This window comes from Frateuria edaphi, from assembly GCF_021117405.1.
Taxonomy (GTDB): Bacteria; Pseudomonadota; Gammaproteobacteria; order Xanthomonadales; family Rhodanobacteraceae; genus Frateuria_A; species Frateuria_A edaphi.
In genome coordinates this window covers 319,402-340,099 of record NZ_CP088251.1, presented here as the reverse complement: position 1 = coordinate 340,099, position 20,698 = coordinate 319,402, and the positions used below count along the sequence as shown (strand labels likewise).

Here is a 20,698-nt window from a genome sequence, read left to right as displayed (position 1 = left end):
TTTCTCAACAAAATGGCGTGATGGCCTGCACATTTGGTTGACACCGCCCCTGGTGGGCCGTTTTCGCGATCCAGCCCCGGTTCGGGCGGGCGATCGATAGTGCAACATCTATACTCGACAGTGTTTTGACTTGAGTCTCGCTCTTCCAAACCATGCAAATTTTTAAGCGTCTGCTGCGCTGGGCCTTGATCCTGGCCTTCACCGGTGTGTTCCTGGCCATCGCCGCCGTAGGAGTCGCCTACTGGCTGGTTTCCCCTCGCCTGCCTTCGGTGGCGGTGCTGAAGGACTACCACATGCAGGTGCCGCTGCGGGTGCTCAGCGCCGACGGCAAGCTGATCGCCACGTTCGGCGAGACCCGGCGCATCCCGGTCGACATCGCCAACGTGCCGGACAAGCTCAAGCACGCGGTGCTGGCGGCCGAGGATGCCGATTTCTACAACCACCCGGGCGTGGACTGGCACGGCATCGCGCGCGCCGGCTGGCACGTGATCATCTCCGGCGGCGACAAGGGTTCGGGCGGCTCGACCATCACCCAGCAGGTGGCGCGCAACTTCTTCCTGAGTCCGGAGAAGCTTTACTCGCGCAAGCTGATCGAAATCTTCATCGCGCTGCGCATGGAGAACGAGCTGACCAAGGACCAGATCCTGGAGCTCTACCTCAACAAGATGTTCCTGGGCCACCGCTCCTACGGTGTGGCGGCCGCCGCCGAGTACTACTACGGCAAGACGCTGGACCAGCTGACGATCGCCCAGTGCGCGACCATCGCCTCGACCTTCCAGTTGCCCTCGCTGGTCAATCCCATCAACAGCCCCCAGCGCATGCTGGCGCGCCGCAACTGGGTGCTCGGCCAGATGCAGGAACACCGCTACATCAGCCAGGCCGAGTACGAACAGGCGGTGCACGAGCCGAACAACGCCTTCCCGCACGAACAGCCGATCGAGGTGGATGCGCCGTACCTCGCCGAGATGGTGCGCCTGCAGGCGCTCGACCGGCTCGGCAATGACGCACTGACCGAAGGCTACGTGGTCCGCACGACCGTCACCAGCGCCCGGCAGCAGGCGGCGGTGGAAGCCATGCGCGACGGCCTGGTCGCCTACGACCGCCGCCACGGCTGGCGCGGTCCCGAGGCACACCAGGCGTTGGCGCCCGACGCAGGCAACGACGATCTGGACCGACTGCTCTCCGGGTATACCGACATCTCCGGCATGCAGCCGGCGATCGTCACTGCCGTGGGCGACGGCAAGGCCACGCTTTACCTGGCCAGCCGGCAAACGGTGGAACTGGGCCTCGAAGCGGTCGCGTGGGCGCGCCCCTATCGCAACGAGAACCACACTGGCGCGACGCCCAAGAGCGTCGACGATGTACTCAAGCGCGGCGACATCGTGCGCGTGGCGCGCAACGACAAGGGCGACTGGGAACTGGCCCAGCTCCCCAAGGTGCAGGGCGCGCTGGTTTCGGTGAACCCGGAAGACGGCTCGGTGCAGGCGCTGGTTGGCGGCTACAGCTTCCTGCGCAGCAAGTTCAATCGCGCGGTGATGGCTGCTCGCCAGCCCGGCTCCAGCTTCAAGCCGTACCTTTATTCGGCGGCGTTCGAGCGCGGCTTCACCCCGGCCTCGATCGTCAACGACGCGCCGCTCGCCCTGCCCGATCCTTCCAAGCCCAACGGACTGTGGACGCCGGAGAACGACGACGGCAAGTTCGACGGTCCGATGCGCCTTCGCGAAGCGCTGGTCGAGTCGAAGAACCTGGTCTCGGTGCGCCTGCTCGACGCCATCGGCGTGCGCTTCGCACGCGACTACATCACGCGCTTCGGCTTCCCGCCCGATGCGTTGCCGAAAAACCTGTCGCTGGCGCTGGGCACCGCGTCGGTCTCGCCGATGGGCATGGCGCGCGGCTACGCGGTGTTCGCCAACGGCGGCTACCTCGTCTCGCCTTACTTCATCAAGGAGATCGATGGCCGCGACGGCAAGCCGGTCTATGTCGCCAACCCGACCCGCGCCTGCCGCACTTGCCAGGAGCGCCTGCTCGACACCCGCCCGCCTGGCCCACCGCCAGCGGACATCGGCGGACACCCGGCAAACGCGATCGCCGCGGTGCCGGCCGGTGCCAGCACGGTGGCGGGCGTGGGCGATGCCGTGCTGCCGGCCGACGCCCATGGCGAGGGCGCACACCCGCCGTTGCTCGCGCCTCAGGTGATCGATGTACGCAACGACTACCTGATCACCTCGCTGATGAAAGACGTGATCCTGCGCGGCACCGGTTATGCGGCCAAGGCGCTGGGCCGCGATGACCTGGCCGGCAAGACCGGCTCGACCAACGACCACCGCGACGCCTGGTTCGTCGGCTTCAACGGCGACGTCTCGACGTCGGTGTGGGTCGGCTTCGACGATTTCAGCTCGCTCGGTCGCGCCAACGGTGTCGGCGAATTCGGCGCACAGGCCGCGCTACCGATCTGGATGGGGTACATGGGCACGGTGCTCAAGGACATGCCGTCCAACGCCTTGCCGATGCCGCCAGGTATCGCCACCGTGCAGATCAACCGCCAGAGCGGCCTGCCCACGGCCCCCAACGATCCCAACGCGATGAGCGAGATCCTCAAGGTCGAAGACGTCGACCGCCTTCGCGCCCAGGCGGCGCAGCAGCAGCAGAACCAGGACGAGCAACACCCGTACGACATCTTCTGACGGCCATTTGCGGCGACGCACCGCTCACGCCGGATCGGCTTTGCTGCCGATCCGGCCCCACGGAGGAACGACATGGCACGCGGCGATCACCATCGCATCCATGCCCAGGACCGCCAGCAGCGCAACCGGCTGCGCGTGGCCCAGGAGGCCGCCCGGCTGATGAGCGAGCACGGCATCCGCGACTTCCACCACGCCAAGCTCAAGGCCGCCGAGCGGCTGGGCATCCACGACGCTCAGGCGTTGCCGCGCAACCAGGAAATCGAAGACGCACTGCGCGAGCGCCAGCGTCTGTTCGACGCGGACAGCCAGCCGCAGCAGCTGAAGGCACGGCGCGAAGCCGCGCTGGAAGCGATGCGCTTTCTTGGACGCTTCGACCCACGGCTGGTCGGCCCGGTGCTCGAGGGTACGGCGGACGCGCATTCGGCCGTCTGCCTTCACGTATTCAGCGATGATCCCGATGCGGTGATGCTGTTCCTGCACGAGCATGGCGTGCCGGCGGAAGTGCAGACCCGTCGGCTGCGCCTGGATCGCGAGGAGCAGGCCGACTATCCGGTGCTGTTGTTCGCCGCCGACGGACTGCCCTTCGACCTCACCGTGATGCCGCGCGATGCCTTGCGCCAGGCACCGTTGGATCGCATCGACGAGAAGCCGATGCGACGCGCTTCGTTGGGCGCGGTCGAGGAATTGCTGGCCGAGCCTACCGCCGAAGACGAGTTCGAACGCATGCTGGCCGCGGTTCGCCGCTGAGCACCTCACATCGCGGCGCAGCGCACCTGAGCGCGACCGCCACGTGCCTGTCGGCCGCGCGGTCGCGCACAGCTGGGCTCCTGCCAGTCAACGCAAACGAAGAACGCCCCGGCATGCCGGGGCGTTTCGTGTCGGCAAAACGCGTTGATCAGCGCTTGTCGAGCGCCGTGTAATCGCGCACGTCGGCGCCAGTATAGATCTGGCGCGGGCGGCCGATGCGCGAGCCCGGGGTCTCGTGCTGTTCGATCCAGTGCGAGATCCAGCCGGCCGTGCGCGCGATGGCGAACATCACGGTGAACATCTCGGTCGGAATGCCCAGCGCCTTGTAGATGATGCCCGAGTAGAAGTCGACGTTCGGGTACAGCTTGCGCTCGACGAAGTAGTCGTCCTTCAGCGCCGCCTCTTCCAGCTTCATCGCCACGTCGAGCAGCGGGTCGTTGACGCCCAGCTCGGCGAGCACCTTGTGGCACATCTCGCGGATGATCTTGGCGCGGGGATCGAAGTTCTTGTAGACGCGGTGGCCGAAGCCCATCAGGCGGAAGTTGTCGTTCTTGTCCTTGGCGCGCTTGACCGCGGTGTCGACCCGATCGGGCGTGCCGATCTCCTGCAGCATCTCCAACACCGCCTCGTTGGCGCCGCCATGGGCCGGGCCCCACAACGCGGTGATGCCCGCGGCGATGGACGCGTACGGGTTGGCGCCTGTGGAACCGACCAGGCGCACGGTCGAGGTGGAGGCGTTCTGCTCGTGGTCGGCGTGCAGGATGAACAGCAGGTCCAGTGCCTTGGCAGCCACCGGGTTGAGCTGCAGCGGTTCGCTCGGCACCTCGAACATCATGTGCAGGAAGCGCTCGACGTACTCGAGGTTGTTGCGCGGATAACGGAACGGCCAGCCGATCGAATAGCGGTAGCAGGCCGCGGCAATCGTGGGCATCTTGGCGATCAGGCGAATCGCGGCGAGCTTGCGGTCGGCCGGATCATCGACGTTGAGGTCGTCGTGGTAGAACGCCGAGAGCGATGCGACCGAGGCGGCAAGCATGGCCATCGGGTGCGCGTCGTGGTGGAAGCCCTGGAAGAAGTTCTTCAGCGACTCGTGCATCATCGTGTGATGCGTGATCTGGTGCTCGAAGGACGCGAAATCGTCCTTCTTCGGCAGTTCGCCGTTGAGCAGCAGGTAGGCCACCTCCAGGAACGTCGACTTCTCGGCCAACTGCTCGATCGGATAGCCGCGGTACAGCAGCACACCCTTGTCGCCGTCGATGTAGGTGATCGCGCTCTTGGTGCTGGCGGTCGAACCGAAGCCCGGGTCGTACGTGAAGTGGCCGGTGTCCTTGTACAGCGTGCCAAGGTCGATGCACGAGGGCCCCAGCGTGCCGCTCAGCAGGGGCAGCTCGGCGCTGCGGTTGCTCGATTCATCGACGAGCTTGACGACCTTGGAATCGGACACGGGAACCTCCTTCTCTAAAGACGTACCGGAGGCGTCCGCGAAAAGGCACCGCCCGGCAAGGGAATGGCATCGCGCTTGGGGAAAGCGGCCGATGCAACCGGCGCATTATCGCACATCGGCCGGCGCACATCCGCCCGCGGATGGACCGTACGGACACGCAAAAGGACACGGGGCGAGCCAGTGGCCCGCCCCGTGTCCTGGAATGTCAGACCCGCCACCGCCGCGGCGGCGGGCGTGCAGCGACCTTCGCTTACTTCTGGCCGTAACGGCGGCGGAACTTGTCCACGCGGCCGCCCACGTCGAGGGTCTTCTGCTTGCCGGTGTAGAACGGGTGCGACTGGCTGGAGATATCCACCTTGACCAGCGGGTACTCGTTGCCGTCTTCCCACTTGACGGTTTCCTTGGTGGCGATCGTCGAACGCGTCAGGAACGCGAACTCGGACGACAGGTCCTGGAAAACGACCGGACGGTAGTTGGGATGGATATCGGGCTTCATGACGGGCTCAAAGCGGCGGGTGAAAAGAGCGGCATTGTAGCTGCCGGGTGACGGCACGGTCAACTTGACCCAAGGTGACGGGGAACGGCCGAATATCGCGGAGCGCTTCAGCTGGCGCCGAGCGCCCGCCGAACCATCGCCGCGAACCGATCCTGATCCAGTTCCAGCGCCACGTTGGCGTTGGCCGGGCGGCCCAACCGGCCGGCCCAGTCCACCACGGTGGCGCCGCGGGTCAGCCGGCCGTCAAGTTCCACCGCTACCGCACGCCGCTCGCTGCGCACCACCACCGCCGGATCGATTGCTACCGCCATCGCCAGCGCGTCGGCGGCGATGATCCCGCGCCGGCCACGCTCGCGATTGGTCTTTCGAGCCACCTGGCAAATGTTGCCGTAAAACGCCGCGCGCTGGTCGCCTGCGGCGAGCCAGCCATCGAAGGCATCCTCGTCGAAGGCGTGGCGCAGGGTCAGCTCCCAGTCGACCAAATCGAAATCCGCGAACGCTTCGAACACCACGTGCGCGGCCTCCGGATCGAAACCGATGTTGAATTCGGCCGGCACGCGACTGGTATTGCCCTGCCCGGTCACCGCGCCGCCCATCACCACCAGTCGCTTGACCCGTTGCGGCAGGGTCGGGTCCAGCCGCAGCGCCAGCGCCACGTTGGTCAGCGGCGCCAGCGCGACCAAGGTCAGTTCGCCGGGCCGCTCGCGGGTCAGCCGCAGCAGTGCCAGCGCGGCCGCCTCGTCTTCCGCAGTGGCCGCGGGCTGCGGAAAGCCCACGTCGCCGAAACCGTCGCGACCGTGCACGAAGGCGGCATCCTCTTCCGGCAGGCGCACCAGCGGCGTGGCACAGCCCGGGAACACCGGCGTCGCGGCGCCGAGCAGATCGACCAGCACGCGCGCGTTGCGCACCGTGTGGTCAAGGCCGACGTTGCCCGCCGCAATGGAGAGTCCGGCGACATCGGCGTGCGCATGAGCCATCAGGATAGCCAGCGCGTCATCCACGCCGGGGTCGGTATCGATCAGGAGTTGCGGTCGGGTCATGCGGAGCCTGCGGCAAAACCATAGCTTAGGGGATCGGGGCTTTCGATTTTTGCGGAAGCCCGCCCGCGTGGCGACACTCCTTCGCGAAGCCGATAAGCATCGCCTGCAGACCGCTTCCCCGAAGAGGCCTCAGGCGTGCGCGTAGCGCGCAGCGGCGCCAATCCACCGTTCGATCAGCCGTTCGGCCGCGTGCGGGTGCTGGCGCAACATCGCTTCGCCGACCTGCTGCACTGCCGGCAGCAGGTGTGCGTCACGCGCAAGATCGGCGATGCGGAAGGCGAGCTGGCCGGTCTGGCGCGTGCCGAGCACTTCGCCAGGGCCGCGCAACTCGAGATCCTTCTCGGCGATGCGGAAGCCGTCGCAGGTCTCGCGCATCACATTGAGGCGCTCGCGTGCGAGCTGCCCCAGCGGCGGCTGGTACAGCAACACGCAATTGGAAGCGACCGCGCCGCGGCCCACGCGCCCGCGCAGCTGGTGCAACTGGGCAAGGCCCAGGCGCTCGCTGTTCTCGATCACCATCAGGCTGGCGTTGGGCACGTCCACGCCCACCTCGATCACGGTGGTGGCGACCAGCACGGCGAGTTCGCCGGCCTTGAAGGCGTCCATCACCGCCTGCTTTTCCTTCGGCTTCATCCGCCCGTGGACCAACCCCACGCGACAGCCTTCCAGCGTCGCGGAAAGCTCCGCATGCGCCACCTCGGCCGCCTGCGCGCGCAGCTGCTCAGATTCCTCGATCAGCGTGCACACCCAGTACGCCTGTCGCCCTTCCGCGCACGCGGCGTGGATGCGTTCGATGACCTCGGCGCGGCGCGCATTGGACACCGCCACGGTCTGCACGGGCGTGCGTCCGGGCGGCAATTCGTCGATGGAGGAAACATCCAGGTCCGCATACGCGCTCATCGCCAGCGTTCGCGGGATCGGCGTGGCGGTGAGCACCAGCTGGTGCGGGACCAGATCGCCTTCCATCCCCTTGTCGCGCAGTGCCAGCCGCTGCTGCACCCCGAAGCGATGCTGCTCGTCCACAATGACCAGGCCCAGGCGGGCGAATGCCACGCCTTCCTGCATGAGCGCGTGCGTGCCGATCACCACGGACGCGCCTGCGGCCACGCGCGCCAGTGCCTGCGCGCGAGCCTTGCCCTGCTGCTTGCCAGCGAGCCATTCCACCGCGACGCCCAGCGGCTCCAGCCAGTGCCGGAAATTGCGCAGGTGCTGCTCGGCGAGCAGTTCGGTCGGCGCCATCAGCGCCACTTGCCAGCCCGCTTCCACGGCAGCCAGCGCCGCCAGCGCGGCGACCGCGGTCTTGCCGCTGCCCACGTCGCCCTGCACCAGCCGCAGCATCGGCTTGGCGCACGCGATATCGGCAAGCACGTCGTGCGTGACGCGCTGCTGCGCGCCCGTGAGCCGGAACGGCAGGCCGCCGACAAAGCGGCCGCGCAGTTCGCCGTTCCCATCCAGCTCCGGCGCCCGCCGACGGCGTACGGCCGCGCGCATGCGCTTGAGGCTCAGGTGCTGGGACAGCAGCTCCTCGAAAGCGAGCCGCTGCTGCGCCGGGTGGCGGCCGTTGACGAGGTCCGTCAGCGGCGCATCCGGTGGAGGGCGGTGTGCATAGAGCAGCGCATCGCGCAGCGAGGTCAGCCCGTGCGTCGCGCACAGCGACGGTGGAATCAGTTCCAGCGCCGCATCCGGCGGCAGCAACGCCAGCGCCTTGTCGATCACGCCGACCAGCCGCTTCTGACCCAGCCCCTCGGTGGTGGGATAGATCGGGCTCAGTCGCTCGTCCACCGCCACGGCCTGGTCCTCGCCCACGCGCTGATATTGCGGATGCACCATCTCCAGGCCCTGGGCGCCATGGCGTACCTCGCCGTAGCACAACAGCTTCTGGCCAGGCTTGAGCTGCTCGGCCTGCGCGCGGTTGAAGTGGAAGAAGCGCAGCAGCAGGGTCTGGCGCGAGTCGTCACCGATCGCGACCTTCAATTGTGGACGGTAGCGGAAGCCGCGCTCGACCGCTTCCACTATGCCCAGCACCTGCGCGCGTTCGCCAGGCCGCAGGTCGCCAATGGCGGTCACGCGGGTCTTGTCCTCATAGCGCAGCGGCAGGTGGAACCACAGGTCCTGCACGCGCTCCAGCCCGAGCCTGGCAAGCGTGGCGGCCAGCGCCGGACCGACGCCCGGCAGCGCACCGACCGGCGACAGGCCGGGATCGGCGGCAGGCGGGGTGGCGACGCTGGCGCTGCGGGCGGGCATGAATCGCTAGCCTAGCCCAGCGCCCCGCCAGGATGCAGCAGGGTGATGTCGGTGCAGGCCGCGCCGGGCGGTCAGTCCGCGGCGCAATGCGATCGATGGATCAATCCATGACCATGATCGCGTCGACTTCCACCTGCGCGCCCTTGGGCAGCGCCGACACCTCGATGGTGGAACGCGCCGGGTACGGCTGCTGGAAATACTCGGCCATCACGGCATTGACGGCGGCGAAGTTGGCAAGGTCGGTGACGTAGATACCCACCCGCACGAACTGCGACAGCGAGCCGCCGGCTGCCTTGGCTACCGCCGTGAGATTGTCGAACACGCGACGGGTCTGCGTCTCGATGTCGCCCTCGACCAGGTTGCCACTGGCCGGATCCAGCGGTATCTGGCCGGAAAAGTACACGGTGTTGCCGGCACGCACGGCTTGCGAATAGGGACCGATGGCGGCGGGAGCCTGGTCGGTGGAGACGATGCTGCGGGACATGGCGTGGCCTTGTAGAGGGGAAGGCCAAGTCTAGAGCGGTGCGGGGTGGCCGGCGAGTGGGCAGGCTTCGGCCCAGCGGCCATCGCGCGAGGCGGTCGATGGGCGGAAGCCCGCCCTACGCGTTACAGCGGATAACGGTAGGCCCCGCTCACCACGCCAGTGCGCCGCACGCGACGGATCACGTCGGCCAGGTGCTTGCGGTTCTTCACTTCCATCGCGAACAGCAGGGTGGCCGCGGCAGCGTCACGCTCGACGTATTCGACGTTCTCGATGTTCGAGTCGGCCGCGGCGATGGCGGCGGCCACGGTGGCAAGCACGCCCGGGCGGTTGATGACTTCGATGCGAAGTTCCGCGCGGTAATCGCCCTGCACGTCACGATCCCATTCGATTCCCACGCAGCGCGCGGGCGACTTGCGGAACTCGGCCACGTTGGGGCATTCCACGCGATGCACGACGATGCCCTTGCCCGAAGACAGATAGCCGATGATCTCGTCGCCCGGCAGCGGGTGGCAGCAGTTGCCGAAGCTCAGCACGCCGCGCTCGGCACCGGTGATGCGTATGTTTTCGTGCGTGTGCGGCGCCTCGGTCGGGCGACCGCCACCACGCAACGCGACCAGATGATGCGCGACCTGATCGGGCATGCGGTTGCCCAGCGCGATGTCGGCCAGCAGCTCTTCCAGCCGGCGCAGCTTGGCCTCTTCAAGAAAGCGTTCGAGCACCTTGGCGGGGATTGCGTCGATGTTGGTGCCCAGTGCGTCCAGCGCGCGGTCGAGCATGCGATGGCCGAAGTCCACCGCGTCCTCGTGCTGCAGGTGCTTGAGGTACTGCCGGATCGCGGTGCGCGCCTTGCCGGTGACCACGAACTCGAGCCAGGCCGGATTGGGTACCGCCGAGGGGGCGGTGATGATTTCCACCAGTTGGCCCGACTCCAGCCGCGTGCGCAGCGGCAGCAGCTTCTTGTCCACCCGCGCGGCGACCGCGTGGTCACCGACATCGGTGTGCACGGCGTAGGCGAAGTCGAGCGCGGTGGAGTTGCGCGGCAGCGCCAGGATGTCGCCACGCGGCGTGAACAGGTAGACCTCGTCCGGGAACAGGTCGATCTTGACGTTCTCGATGAACTCGGCCGACGAAGGCGTGTGCGCCTGGCTGTCGGCCAGCGCGGAGAGCCATTCGCGCGCGCGTGCCTGCGCGCTGTTGGCCGGGCCCGAATCGGTCTTGTAGGCCCAGTGCGCGGCCACGCCCCGCTCGGCCACCGAATCCATCTCGGCCGTGCGCACCTGCACCTCGATCGGCGCGCCAAATGGCCCCAGCAGCACGGTGTGCAGCGACTGGTAGCCGTTGGCCTTGGGGATCGCGATGAAATCCTTGAAGCGGCGGTCGACCGGGCTGTAGAGCGAATGGACCGCGCCCAGCGCCATGTAGCAGCTCATCGCGGTGTCGACCACCACGCGGAAGCCATACACGTCCATCAGCTGGGCGAAGCTCTTGTGCTCGTTGCGCATCTTCGAATAGATGCTCCACGGCGACTTGATGCGCCCCACCACTTTGGCCGGCAGGTGCTCGGCGGCCAGCCGGGTGGCGAGCGCGTGCTCGATCTTGCTCATCACTTCGCGGCGGTTGCCAAGCGCGGCGCGGATACGCTCGCTGATGACGCGGTAGCGATCCGGGTAAAGCGCGCGAAAGCCCAGGTCCTGCAGCTCCGCCTTGAACTTGTTCATGCCCAGGCGCTGGGCGATCGGCGCATAGATCTCCAGCGTCTCGCGGGCGATGCGCCGCCGCGCGGACGGCTCCTTGGCGCCGAGCGTACGCATGTTGTGCAGGCGATCGGCAAGCTTGATCAGGATCACGCGGATGTCGCGCGCCATCGCCAACAGCATCTTGCGGAAACTTTCCGCGTCGGCCTCCTGGCGATTGGAGAAACGCATCTTGTCCAGCTTGGTGACGCCATCGACCAGATCGGCCACGACGTCGCCGAACTCCGCCGTGATTTCCTCGCGGCTGAGCTCAGTGTCTTCCAGCGTGTCGTGGAGGATCGCCGAAATGATGGTCTCGGCGTCCAGGCCGAGCTCCGCCAGGATGCCGGCGACCGCGACCGGATGGGTGATGTACGGCTCGCCGCTCTTGCGCTCCTGGCCGCGGTGCGCATGCGCGCCCACCTCGTAGGCGCGCAGCACGCGCGCCACCTGGGCTTCCGGGAGATAGGCAACGCGCTCCTTGAGCGCCAGCACGTAGGGGGGCAGCACGGACGGGTCCACGGGAGCGGAAGGCGTGGTCGCCGTCATGGGTTCGCGATCCCCGTTCAGACAGTGCTTCCGTGCGGGTTATGGCCAGGTGTGGCGAAGGCGCCGGCGATGCCGGCAAGGCGACTGCGCGAGCGGCAGCCGCCGGCGTGCATCAGTCGTCGCCGCCCTTGGAAAGGTCGTCGTCGACCTCGGCCGCGGCCCACTCCAGCGCCTCGCGCTCGGCGCGCTCGCGCTCGGCCTTGTCGATCTCGTCGATGGTGGCCTGGTCGATGCGGCGATCGGCGATCTCGCGCAGGGCAAGCACGGTCGGCTTGTCGTGATCCGGATGGACCGCCGGCTCGGCGCCCTTCTCCAGCTGGCGGGCGCGCTTGGTCGCCATCAGCACCAGCTCGAAGCGGTTGTCTACCACCTCGAGGCAATCTTCCACGGTAATGCGGGCCATGCGAAATCCTCAAGCACAAAGGCAACTTAGAGACCGGCAAGTGTAGCCGAGCGCCGGCTTGGCTGGCAATGCGGCATGCGCGTATCATGCGCGGTTCGATCGCCGACCGACCGGCGCCGATCCGCCTGACTGCAAAAATATAAAACCAGGCGGTACACTTTTGTGGTGCCCGTAGCGGATCCCTTCAGCCGATGCTTTCCCTGCTCCGTTTCTCGCCCAGCCGCCTGTTGCCGCTGGCTGCCCTGGCCCTGCTGGCCGGTTGCACCATTGCCAAGCCGCGTACCGACGATCCGCTGGAGAAGTTCAACCGCAAGGTCTACACGTTCAACAACACGGTGGACCAGGCGGTGATCCGCCCGGTGGCGGTGGGCTATCGCAAGGTCACCAACCCGCCGGTACGACGTTCGGTCAGCGACTTCTTTACCAACATCCGCATGCCGATCACGGTCGCCAACGACCTTCTGCAGGCGCGGCCGAAACAGGCGCTGCAGAGCACCGGACGTTTCCTGGTCAACCTGACGCTGGGCCTGGGCGGCTTTTTCGATCCGGCCAGCCAGCTCGGCATTCCGCTGGAAGACAACGATTTCGGCGTGACCCTGGCGCGTTGGGGCGTGCCCGATGGCGATTACCTGGTGCTGCCGCTGATCGGGCCGACCACCGTGCGCGACGTGTGGCGCATGCCCGTGGACAGCTATTTCTTCGATCCGCTGTCGATCTACGCGCACAACCACGACTACAAGTACGGCCAGCAGTTCCTGCCGCAGATGATGTACCTGGTGACCCTGCGCTCGCGCGGCATTGATGCGGAGAGCTTCCTGGAGTCGGCGTACGACCCGTACGTGTTCATGCGCGACGCGTACCGCCAGCGGCGCCTGTACCAGATCTACGACGGCAACCCGCCGGCCGAGGTCATCCAGCAGATGCAGGGCCTGAACGACGACAACTTCGACCCGGAGCAGTTGCTGGACGAGCAGCACCAGTGGGAGAACAAGCATCCGGCCGACGATCAGAAGCACCCGTAACCGGCTCGACCGGTTTCGGCGCCTGGTTTGAGCACACAAAAAAGGGGCCTGCGGGCCCCTTTTTCATGCCTGCACCGCAAGCTCAGCCGACCAGTGCCTCCACCTCGCACACCTGCGCCAGCGCGCGCATGCCGGCGGGCATGTTCTCCACGACCAGCTCGCGGCCGAGCCGACGGGCCTCGGCCTGGGCCGCCAGCACGCAGGCCAGGCCCGCGCTGTCGGCGCGCTCGATGCCGGCCAGGTCCAGCCGGGTCACCGGCGCGGCTACCAGCGCCGCGCCGATCGCCTGCAGCGCGGCGGCGGCGGTGTCGAAGCTCAGCACGCCGCTGACGCCGAGCGTGCCCGGCATCTCGCGATGGAGCTGGAAGGCGGGCACGCTCACGGGGCCTTGCTGTCCTTGTCCATCGATTCCAGCGCCTTCTCGCCCTGGTTCTCGAGGTTGGCGATCAGCTTCTCGATGCCGACCTTGCGGATCTCCGCGTCGACCTGGTTGCGGTAGTTGGTGACGTAGGAGATGCCCTCGATGATCACGTCGTACGCCTTCCAGTCGCCGTTCTTGCTCTTGCGGAAGGCGTAGTCGACCGAGAGCTTCTTGCCGTCGTCCAGCACCACCTGGGTGCGCACCACGGTGCGCTTGTCGTTCAGGTCGCCATTGAACGGCAGCACCTGCACCGCGCCCTTGGTGTAGTTGAGCAGGCCCTCGGCGTAACGGTGGGTGATCGAGTTGTAGAACGCTTTGGCAAAGCGTTCGCGCTGCTCGGGCGTGGCCTCGCGGGCGTGGCGGCCAAGCACCAGGATCGAGGCGTAATCGATGTCGAAGTGCGGCAGGAAGACGTCGTCGATCACCGAGATCAACTTTTCCTTGTCGTTCTTCAGCTCGTCACGGTGACCGGCGATGGTGGTGTCCAGCTGGTGGGCAATCTCCTGCACCACCTGCTCGGGGTTCTGCTGGGAAGCCGGCGCCTGTGCGGCCGCGTCCTGGGCGAGCACGGGCGAGGCGGCCACGGTGCCGAACGCGATGGCCATGGCGAAAGCCAGAGTGCGCAACATGGGGAAACTCCTTGTGGGATACCGGCTCATTGCTTGCCGGCGGGGGATTCGTTGGCGGCGTCCTTCTTCTCGGCGGGCGAGCCGTTGACCAGGAACTTGCCGATCAGGTCTTCCAGCTGCATCGCCGACTGGGTCAGCACCATTTCGTCGCCGTTCTTCAGGAACTCCGGCGAGCCGCCGGGCTGGATCGCAACGTACTGGGTGCCGATCAAACCGCTGGTGAACACTGCAGCGGCCGAATCGTCGGGAATCTGGTCGTACTTCTTGTCGATCGACAACTCCACTTCGGCGTCCAGTTTCACCGGATCAGCGTGCACCGCGGCCACGCTTCCGATCGCCACGCCAGCCATCTTCACCGGGGCACCGACCGAGAGCGTCCCGACGTTGCTGAAGCGCGCCTTCACCGTGTAGCTGCCGCCCAGGTTGTCGGCCACGCCGCCGGCGCCGAAGAACTTGCCGAGCATCTCCTCCAGCTGCTGCGCGGGCTTGGTGCGTGCCAGCGTGCCACCGTCGGCCAGATCCTTCGTCGAATTGCCGTACTGGATGCCCACGTACTGGTCGCCGAGCAGGCCGCTGGTGAAGATCGTCGCTATCGAGTCATCCGGAATGTGGCTGTACGCCTGGTCGATGGACAGCTTGACGTCGGCGGTTTCCTGCTTCGGATCGAGCACGATCGAGCTCACCTGGCCCACGCGCACGCCGGCGATCTTCACCGGTGCGCGCTCCTTGAGCTGTCCGATGTTGGCGAAGTGCGCCTCGACCGTGTAGCTCGCGCCCTGGTGCGTATTGGCCACCGAGGTGGTCTGCGTCGCCAGGTAAGCCAGCGCGGCAAAGCCGAGCACGATGAACAGGCCGGTGCCCACGGCGTAGGAATGTCTCTGGCTCACGGCTCAGGTCCTCAGGGAATCACATCAAAAAGGCGGTCAGCACGAAGTCCAGCGCAAGGATCGCGATGGACGAGGCGACCACGGTGCGGGTAGTGGCGTAGGCCACGCCCTCGCTCGTCGGCGGTGTGGTGTAGCCCTGGTAGACGGCAATCAGCGAGACCACCGCGCCGAAGGCAAGGCTCTTGACCAGGATGCCGTTGACCACGTCCTTCCACACGTCGACGGTGGCGGTCATGTTCGACCAGAACGTGCCATTGTCGATGCCCAGCCAGGTCACGCCGACCAGGTGGCCGCCGAAGATGCCCAGCGCGCAGAACACCGCGCAAAGCAGCGGCATCGCGATCAGCCCGGCGAGGTAACGCGGTACGGCGACGTACGCGATCGGGTCGACCGCCATCATCTCCATCGCGGCCAACTGGTCGGTCGCGCGCATCAGGCCGATCTCGGCCGTGATGGAGGTGCCGGCGCGACCGGCGAACAGCAGCGCGGTGACCACCGGGCCGAGCTCGCGGTAGATCGCGATCGCCACCACCGTGCCGCTGGCCGCGGTGCCGCCGAAGATCGACAGCACGTAGTAGAGCTGCAACCCCAGCACCATGCCGACGAACAGGCCGCAGACCATGATGATGGTCAGGCTCATCGCACCGACGAACCACAGCTGGCGCACCGTCTCGCGCGCGTGCTTCATGCTGCGCGGCACCGCCGCCAGCAGGGTCAGCAGGAACAGGCCGGCTTCACCGATCTGCGCCAGCGCGTTGAGGATCACGTTGCGTTGCGGCTGCGCGCTCATGCCTTGTCTCCGGCCAGGCCCAGCGCCTGCGCGTAGTCGCCGGCGGGGTACTGGAACGGCACCGGACCGTCGATGTCGCCGCCGAAGAACTGGCGGGTCCAGGGCGAACCATCGCCGGCGATGGTCTTGGGGTCGCCCTGCGCCACCACCTTGCCGTTGGCGATCAGATAGACCAGGTCGGCCACCTGCTTGATCGCGTCCAGCTCGTGCGCCACCAGCACGCTGGTGATGCCGAGCGTTTCGTTGAGCGTGCGGATGAGCTTGAGCACCTGGCTCAGCGCGATCGGATCCAGGCCGACGAAGGGCTCGTCGTAGAGGATCAGCATCGGATCGAACACGATCGCCCGCGCCAGCGCCACGCGCCGCGCCATGCCGCCGGAGAGCTCGGCCGGCATCAGGCCCGCGGCGCCGCGCAGGCCCACCGCCTGCAGCTTGGTCAGCACGATGTTGCGGATCAGCACTTCCGGCAGCTTCGTGTGCTGGCGCAGCGGGAAGGCGACGTTCTCGAACACGTCGAAGTCGGTCAGCAGCGCCGAGTTCTGGAACAGGTAGCCGATCTTCTCGCGCAGCCCGAACAGCTTCTCGCGCGAAAGCCCCGGCACGTTCTGGCCATCGACCAGCACCTGGCCGCTGTCGCCGCGCATCTGTCCGGTGATGTGCTTGAGCAGCGTGGTCTTGCCGGTGCCACTGGGGCCCATGATGGCCGTCACCTTGCCGCGCGGGATGTCCATGTCCAGCGCATCGAAGATGGTCTTGCCGTTGAGCACCGTGGTCAGGCCACGGATGCGCACCAGCGGTTCGGGAAGGGCGGCGGGGGCGGTCATAAGCGGACTAAGGTAGCCGAGCGTCGGATGCAGGCCAAGCTGCGCGCCCAGCGCCCCGCTGCCTTCCGGGGAAAGGGCTGGGGTGAGGGGTCGGGCCTCGCCTGGAAGACCGTTCGCGCGATCCCGGTAATTTCCGCTCCGCGCGGCCCTGGCGCCTATTCGTTTCCCGGAGGGAGAAGGAAGCTTTCAGGCCAGCAGTTCGGCAATCAACGCCTCGTGCCGCTGCCACTGCAGCTCACTGCGATGACGCACCGCCCGCACGATCGCCTGCAGGTCGCCCAACGCCTCGTCGAACCCGTCGTTGACCACGATGTAGTCGAACTCGTGGGCGTGGGCGATCTCCTCGCGCGAGTTGTGCAGGCGCCGCTCGATCACTTCCGGCGCATCCGACCCGCGCCCGCGCAACCGCCGCTCCAGCTCGGCGCGCGAGGGCGGCAGGATGAACACGCTCACGCAGTCGGGCTTGGCGCGGCGGATCTGCGCGGCACCCTGCCAGTCGATCTCCAGCAGCACGTCGCGGCCCTGGTCCAGCAGATCCTGCACCGTCGCGACCGAGGTGCCGTAGAAATTGCCGTGCACTTCGGCATGTTCGAGGAAGGTGCCGGCGGCGATCTGCCGCTCGAACTCGCCGCGCTCGACGAAATAATAGTGGCGCCCGTACTCCTCGCCCACCCGCGGCGGCCGCGTGGTATGGGAGATCGACAGCGAGATCGTCGGCTCGCGTTCCAGCAGCGCGTTGACGAGCGTGGATTTGCCCGCACCCGACGGCGCGGCGACGATGAACAGTGTGCCGGCCATGGGCGCGCTCATTCGATGTTCTGCACCTGCTCGCGCATCTGCTCGATCAGCACCTTCAGTTCCACTGCGGCGTTGGTCGAACGCGCATCGACCGACTTGGAACCGAGCGTGTTGGCTTCGCGGTTGAACTCCTGCATCAGGAAGTCCAGGCGGCGCCCGACCGGTTCCTTTAGGCCCAGCACGCGGCGGGTCTCGGCCACGTGGGTGGCCAGGCGATCGAGTTCCTCGTCGACGTCGCTGCGGGTGATCTGCATCACCAGCTCCTGCTCCAGCCGGCCGGGGTCCGCGGGCTGCTTGAGGTCGGCCAGCCGCGCCTCCAGGCGGGCGCGCAGTGCGGTGCGGATTTCCGGCATCCACTCGCGCACCTGGCCGACGATGCGGTCGATCGCATCGAGCTTGTCGCGCAGGATCGCTTCCAACTGGGCACCCTCGCGCTCGCGGGTGGCGCTGAGCGCATCGAGCGCGCGGTCGAGCACCTCGAACAGCGCCGCCTGCTGGGCCTCGGGATCGGCCTCGGTCTGGCGCAGCACGCCGGGAAAGCGCAACAGCTCGGTCAGCTGCACCTGCATGCCCGGAAAGCGTCCGGCCAGTTCCCGATTCAGAGTCGCCAGGCGGCCGAGGGTCACCTCGTCGACTTCCAGCGACTCGCCGCGCGCCTCGTTGCCGCGCAGGCGCACGGTCAGGTCGACCTTGCCGCGCGACAGCCGCCCCGCCACGCGCTCGCGCAGTGCCGACTCGAAGCTGCGCAGCTCCTCGGGCAGGCGCGGGCTGAGTTCCAGGTAACGGTGGTTGACGGTGCGCAGCTCGCAGCTGAGCGTGCCCGCGGGGCCCTGGGTTTCGGCGCTGGCGTAGGCCGTCATGCTGCGGATCATGCGTCGAGCCCTTGCGGTCGGTGGAAAGCGGCAATGGTAAACTCTCGCCTCCCGCCTTGCCCAACCCAGGCCCCTCGCATGACCATGACCCGCCCGAGCGGCCGCGCCAGCGACCAGCTGCGTCCGGTGACCCTGCAACGCCACTACACCCGCCATGCCGAGGGCTCGGTGCTGGTGAGCTTCGGCGACACCCGCGTGCTGTGCACCGCCAGCATCGAGGACCGCGTGCCGCCGTGGCTGCGCGGCAAGGGTGAAGGCTGGGTCACCGCCGAGTACGGCATGCTGCCGCGTGCCACCGGCACGCGCACCCAGCGCGAAGCCGCGCGTGGTTCGCAGGGCGGACGCACGCTGGAGATCCAGCGGTTGATCGGCCGCTCGCTGCGTGCCTGTGTCAACCGGCAGGCGTTGGGCGAGCGCGTCATCACGCTCGACTGCGACGTGATCCAGGCCGACGGCGGCACGCGCACCGCGGCGATCACCGGCGCCTACGTGGCACTGGTCGACGCGGTCAATTTCCTGATGCGGCGCGAGAACCTCAAGCGCAGCCCGATCATCGGCGCGGTGGCCGCGGTATCGGTCGGCGTTTACCAGGGCGTGCCGGTGCTGGATCTGGACTACGCCGAGGATTCGGCTTGCGATACCGACATGAACGTGGTGATGAACGACGGCGGCGGCTTCATCGAAGTGCAGGGTACCGCCGAGGGCCACGCGTTCCGCCGTGACGAGATGGACGCCATGCTGGCGCTGGCCGAGAAGGGCATCGCCGAACTGGTCGCGGCACAGCGCGCGGCGCTGGCGGAGGGCTGACCCGTGCGGCGCCTGGTGCTCGCCAGCGGCAACCGCGGCAAGCTCGCCGAGTTCGAGGGCCTGCTCGCCGACAGCGGTTTCGAGGTGGTGACCCAGGGCAGCCTGGGCGTGCTCGACATCGAGGAAACCGGCACCACGTTTGTCGAAAACGCGCTGTTGAAGGCGCGCCACGCTGCCCGCATCACCCGGCTGCCGGCGCTGGCCGATGACTCCGGCCTGTGCGTGGAACACCTGGACGGCGCCCCCGGCCTGTACTCGGCGCGTTATGCAGGCAGCCATGGCGACGCCGCAGCCAACCGCGCCAAGCTGCTTCACGCGCTCGACGGCGTGCCTGCCGAGCGGCGCGGCGCCTTCTTCATCTGCGTGCTGGTGCTGCTGCGCCACGCCGACGACCCTGCTCCGCTGATCGCCGAGGGCCGCTGGCACGGCCGCGTGCTGGACGCCGAGCGTGGCGACCGCGGCTTCGGCTACGACCCGATGTTCCTGCCGGACGGCCAGTCGTTATCCGCGGCCGAGCTCGACCCGACGCTCAAGAACCGCCTGAGCCACCGCGGCCAGGCGCTGGCCAAGCTGCACGCCCAGCTCGGCGCGCAGCATTAGCCATGCCACTAGTCGCACCCCCGCTGGCGCTGTACGTGCACATGCCCTGGTGCGTGAAGAAGTGCCCGTACTGCGACTTCAACTCGCACGGCGTGCGCGGCGAACCGCCGCCGTATTCGGCTTATGTCGACACGCTGCTGGCGGACCTGGACGCGGACCTGGCCGACTTCGGCGCCGCCGTCGAAGGCCGCCCGATCGTCAGCGTGTTCTTCGGCGGCGGCACGCCCAGCCTGTTCGCACCCGAACACATCGCCCGTTTCCTGGAGGGGGCCCGCGCGCGGTTGCCGTTCGTGGAGGACTGCGAGATCACGCTGGAGACCAACCCCGGCACGGTCGAACACGGCCGCTTCGACGGTTACCTGGCCGCGGGCGTCAACCGGCTCTCCTTCGGGATCCAGAGCTTCGACGACGACAAGCTGAAGCGGCTGGGCCGCATCCATTCGGCGAGCGAGGCCGAGGCGGCGGTGAAGTCGGCGCAGGACGCCGGCTACGCCAACCTCAACCTGGACCTGATGTACGCGCTGCCGCAGCAATCGCTGGAAGGCGCGCTGGCCGACGTCGAGCGCGCGATCGCGCTGGCGCCGACACACGTCTCGCACTACCAGCTCACGCTCGAACCCAACACGGCCTTCGCCGCCAGCCCGCCGCCGCTGCCCGACGACGATTCCGCCTGGGCCATGCAGGAGGCCTGCGAAGCACGCCTGGCCGAGGCCGGTTACGGTCAGTACGAGGTGTCCGCCTACGCGCGGACCGACCGCCGCTGCCGGCACAACCTCAACTACTGGGAGTTCGGCGACTACCTCGGCATCGGCGCCGGCGCGCACGGCAAGATCACCGACGCGGCCGCCGGCGCCGTCATGCGGCGCTGGAAAAGCCGCCATCCGCGCACCTATCTGGACGCCGCAGGCGGCCCCGCGCGCATCGGCGGCAGCGGGCCGGTCGAGCCGGCCGAGCTGCCTTTCGAATACATGCTCAACGCCCTGCGCCTCTACCAGGGCGTGTCGCAGGAAGCATTCGCCCAGCGGACCGGGCTGCCCGCGGATCGCATCGCCCCCGCCCTGGCCCAGGCCCAGGCCCGCGGCTGGCTGCAGGACACGCCCGGACGGCTGCAGCCTTCCCTGCTCGGCCAGCGGTTCCTCAACGATTTGATCGAGCTTTTCCTGGCCTGATTCGCGGGTGAAACCCGGCCTATGGCGGACCGGACCGCGGGCGCATACACTGACG

At 67.6% G+C, this 20,698-nt stretch carries 20 protein-coding genes; 6 read left to right on the top strand and 14 right to left on the bottom strand.

Annotation, left to right across the window (positions count from 1 at the left end; translation table 11 throughout):
- Positions 1–152 precede the first annotated feature (152 nt).
- Both LQ772_RS01545 and LQ772_RS01540 read left to right on the top strand, forming a co-directional pair.
- Complete coding sequence (locus tag LQ772_RS01545) at positions 153–2,684, top strand: penicillin-binding protein 1A (protein WP_231323367.1); 2,532 nt, start codon at positions 153–155, stop codon at positions 2,682–2,684.
- Between the two features lie 72 nt (positions 2,685–2,756).
- Positions 2,757–3,431, top strand: coding sequence for a hypothetical protein (locus LQ772_RS01540; RefSeq protein WP_231323365.1), 675 nt, complete (start codon positions 2,757–2,759; stop codon positions 3,429–3,431).
- 148 nt (positions 3,432–3,579) lie between these two features.
- Here LQ772_RS01540 and LQ772_RS01535 read toward each other — a convergent pair whose 3' ends face one another.
- From LQ772_RS01535 to rpoZ, 7 genes are all read right to left on the bottom strand, one after another.
- The gene (locus LQ772_RS01535) at positions 3,580–4,875 is read right to left on the bottom strand and encodes a citrate synthase (RefSeq protein ID WP_231323363.1); all 1,296 of its coding nucleotides are present in this window, start codon (positions 4,873–4,875) and stop codon (positions 3,580–3,582) included.
- A gap of 250 nt (positions 4,876–5,125) precedes the next feature.
- Positions 5,126–5,371, bottom strand: a complete 246-nt coding sequence (locus LQ772_RS01530; RefSeq protein WP_231323361.1) for a type B 50S ribosomal protein L31 — start codon at positions 5,369–5,371, stop codon at positions 5,126–5,128.
- Positions 5,372–5,478: 107 nt separating this feature from the next.
- Entirely contained in the window at positions 5,479–6,411 is a 933-nt protein-coding gene (locus LQ772_RS01525) for a nucleoside hydrolase (protein WP_231323359.1), read from the bottom strand.
- A gap of 129 nt (positions 6,412–6,540) precedes the next feature.
- A complete protein-coding gene (recG, locus tag LQ772_RS01520) occupies positions 6,541–8,655 on the bottom strand; it encodes an ATP-dependent DNA helicase RecG (RefSeq protein WP_231323357.1) in 2,115 nt (704 codons plus the stop codon).
- 100 nt (positions 8,656–8,755) lie between these two features.
- Positions 8,756–9,139 carry a RidA family protein gene (locus LQ772_RS01515; protein WP_231323355.1) on the bottom strand — a complete coding sequence of 128 codons (384 nt, stop codon included), beginning with the start codon at positions 9,137–9,139 and terminating at the stop codon, positions 8,756–8,758.
- A gap of 122 nt (positions 9,140–9,261) precedes the next feature.
- The gene (locus LQ772_RS01510) at positions 9,262–11,421 is read right to left on the bottom strand and encodes a RelA/SpoT family protein (RefSeq protein WP_231323353.1); all 2,160 of its coding nucleotides are present in this window, start codon (positions 11,419–11,421) and stop codon (positions 9,262–9,264) included.
- Positions 11,422–11,533: 112 nt separating this feature from the next.
- Entirely contained in the window at positions 11,534–11,824 is a 291-nt protein-coding gene (gene rpoZ, locus LQ772_RS01505) for a DNA-directed RNA polymerase subunit omega (protein WP_231323352.1), read from the bottom strand.
- A 191-nt stretch (positions 11,825–12,015) separates the two neighbouring features.
- Here rpoZ and LQ772_RS01500 point away from each other — a divergent pair, with 191 nt between their 5' ends.
- Positions 12,016–12,846, top strand: a complete 831-nt coding sequence (locus LQ772_RS01500; protein ID WP_231323350.1) for an MlaA family lipoprotein — start codon at positions 12,016–12,018, stop codon at positions 12,844–12,846.
- Between the two features lie 82 nt (positions 12,847–12,928).
- Here the strand turns inward: LQ772_RS01500 and LQ772_RS01495 are convergent, their stop codons facing one another.
- From LQ772_RS01495 to LQ772_RS01465, 7 genes are all read right to left on the bottom strand, one after another.
- On the bottom strand, positions 12,929–13,228 hold the full coding sequence (locus LQ772_RS01495) for an STAS domain-containing protein (RefSeq protein WP_338029234.1): 300 nt from the start codon (positions 13,226–13,228) through the stop codon (positions 12,929–12,931).
- Positions 13,225–13,896 (bottom strand): MlaC/ttg2D family ABC transporter substrate-binding protein, encoded by a 672-nt coding sequence (locus LQ772_RS01490; protein WP_231323348.1) that lies wholly within the window; start codon positions 13,894–13,896, stop codon positions 13,225–13,227. The genes LQ772_RS01495 and LQ772_RS01490 overlap by 4 nt, the downstream gene beginning before the upstream one ends.
- Positions 13,897–13,922: 26 nt before the next feature.
- Positions 13,923–14,783 (bottom strand): outer membrane lipid asymmetry maintenance protein MlaD, encoded by an 861-nt coding sequence (gene mlaD / locus LQ772_RS01485; RefSeq protein WP_231323346.1) that lies wholly within the window; start codon positions 14,781–14,783, stop codon positions 13,923–13,925.
- Between the two features lie 19 nt (positions 14,784–14,802).
- Positions 14,803–15,573, bottom strand: a complete 771-nt coding sequence (mlaE, locus tag LQ772_RS01480; protein ID WP_231323344.1) for a lipid asymmetry maintenance ABC transporter permease subunit MlaE — start codon at positions 15,571–15,573, stop codon at positions 14,803–14,805.
- Positions 15,570–16,397, bottom strand: a complete 828-nt coding sequence (locus LQ772_RS01475; RefSeq protein WP_231323342.1) for an ABC transporter ATP-binding protein — start codon at positions 16,395–16,397, stop codon at positions 15,570–15,572. The genes mlaE and LQ772_RS01475 overlap by 4 nt, the downstream gene beginning before the upstream one ends.
- 186 nt (positions 16,398–16,583) lie before the next feature.
- Positions 16,584–17,207: a guanylate kinase gene (gene gmk / locus LQ772_RS01470; RefSeq protein WP_231323340.1), complete on the bottom strand. Its 624-nt coding sequence runs from the start codon at positions 17,205–17,207 to the stop codon at positions 16,584–16,586.
- Complete coding sequence (locus LQ772_RS01465) at positions 17,204–18,067, bottom strand: YicC/YloC family endoribonuclease (RefSeq protein ID WP_231323338.1); 864 nt, start codon at positions 18,065–18,067, stop codon at positions 17,204–17,206. Before LQ772_RS01465 ends, gmk begins: the two co-directional genes overlap by 4 nt.
- 78 nt (positions 18,068–18,145) lie before the next feature.
- Here LQ772_RS01465 and rph point away from each other — a divergent pair, with 78 nt between their 5' ends.
- Genes rph through hemW form a run of 3 tightly spaced genes read left to right on the top strand, consistent with a single transcriptional unit; the run spans position 18,146 to position 20,643 of the window.
- On the top strand, positions 18,146–18,874 hold the full coding sequence (rph, locus tag LQ772_RS01460; RefSeq protein ID WP_231323336.1) for a ribonuclease PH: 729 nt from the start codon (positions 18,146–18,148) through the stop codon (positions 18,872–18,874).
- 3 nt (positions 18,875–18,877) lie between these two features.
- The gene (gene rdgB, locus LQ772_RS01455; protein ID WP_231323334.1) at positions 18,878–19,474 is read left to right on the top strand and encodes an RdgB/HAM1 family non-canonical purine NTP pyrophosphatase; all 597 of its coding nucleotides are present in this window, start codon (positions 18,878–18,880) and stop codon (positions 19,472–19,474) included.
- Positions 19,475–19,476: 2 nt separating this feature from the next.
- A complete protein-coding gene (gene hemW / locus LQ772_RS01450; protein ID WP_231323332.1) occupies positions 19,477–20,643 on the top strand; it encodes a radical SAM family heme chaperone HemW in 1,167 nt (388 codons plus the stop codon).
- Positions 20,644–20,698: the final 55 nt, after the last annotated feature.

Coding starts and splice junctions, on each gene's coding strand:
- LQ772_RS01510 (WP_231323353.1), bottom strand. CDS start 11,421: ATGACGGCGACCACGCCTTCCGCTCCCGTGGACCCGTCCGTGCTGCCC.
- LQ772_RS01525 (WP_231323359.1), bottom strand. CDS start 6,411: ATGACCCGACCGCAACTCCTGATCGATACCGACCCCGGCGTGGATGAC.
- LQ772_RS01515 (WP_231323355.1), bottom strand. CDS start 9,139: ATGTCCCGCAGCATCGTCTCCACCGACCAGGCTCCCGCCGCCATCGGT.
- LQ772_RS01465 (WP_231323338.1), bottom strand. CDS start 18,067: ATGATCCGCAGCATGACGGCCTACGCCAGCGCCGAAACCCAGGGCCCC.
- LQ772_RS01530 (WP_231323361.1), bottom strand. CDS start 5,371: ATGAAGCCCGATATCCATCCCAACTACCGTCCGGTCGTTTTCCAGGAC.
- rpoZ (WP_231323352.1), bottom strand. CDS start 11,824: ATGGCCCGCATTACCGTGGAAGATTGCCTCGAGGTGGTAGACAACCGC.
- LQ772_RS01500 (WP_231323350.1), top strand. CDS start 12,016: ATGCTTTCCCTGCTCCGTTTCTCGCCCAGCCGCCTGTTGCCGCTGGCT.
- recG (WP_231323357.1), bottom strand. CDS start 8,655: ATGCCCGCCCGCAGCGCCAGCGTCGCCACCCCGCCTGCCGCCGATCCC.
- LQ772_RS01475 (WP_231323342.1), bottom strand. CDS start 16,397: ATGACCGCCCCCGCCGCCCTTCCCGAACCGCTGGTGCGCATCCGTGGC.
- hemW (WP_231323332.1), top strand. CDS start 19,477: ATGCCACTAGTCGCACCCCCGCTGGCGCTGTACGTGCACATGCCCTGG.
- gmk (WP_231323340.1), bottom strand. CDS start 17,207: ATGAGCGCGCCCATGGCCGGCACACTGTTCATCGTCGCCGCGCCGTCG.
- LQ772_RS01490 (WP_231323348.1), bottom strand. CDS start 13,896: ATGTTGCGCACTCTGGCTTTCGCCATGGCCATCGCGTTCGGCACCGTG.
- LQ772_RS01545 (WP_231323367.1), top strand. CDS start 153: ATGCAAATTTTTAAGCGTCTGCTGCGCTGGGCCTTGATCCTGGCCTTC.
- mlaE (WP_231323344.1), bottom strand. CDS start 15,573: ATGAGCGCGCAGCCGCAACGCAACGTGATCCTCAACGCGCTGGCGCAG.
- LQ772_RS01540 (WP_231323365.1), top strand. CDS start 2,757: ATGGCACGCGGCGATCACCATCGCATCCATGCCCAGGACCGCCAGCAG.
- rph (WP_231323336.1), top strand. CDS start 18,146: ATGACCATGACCCGCCCGAGCGGCCGCGCCAGCGACCAGCTGCGTCCG.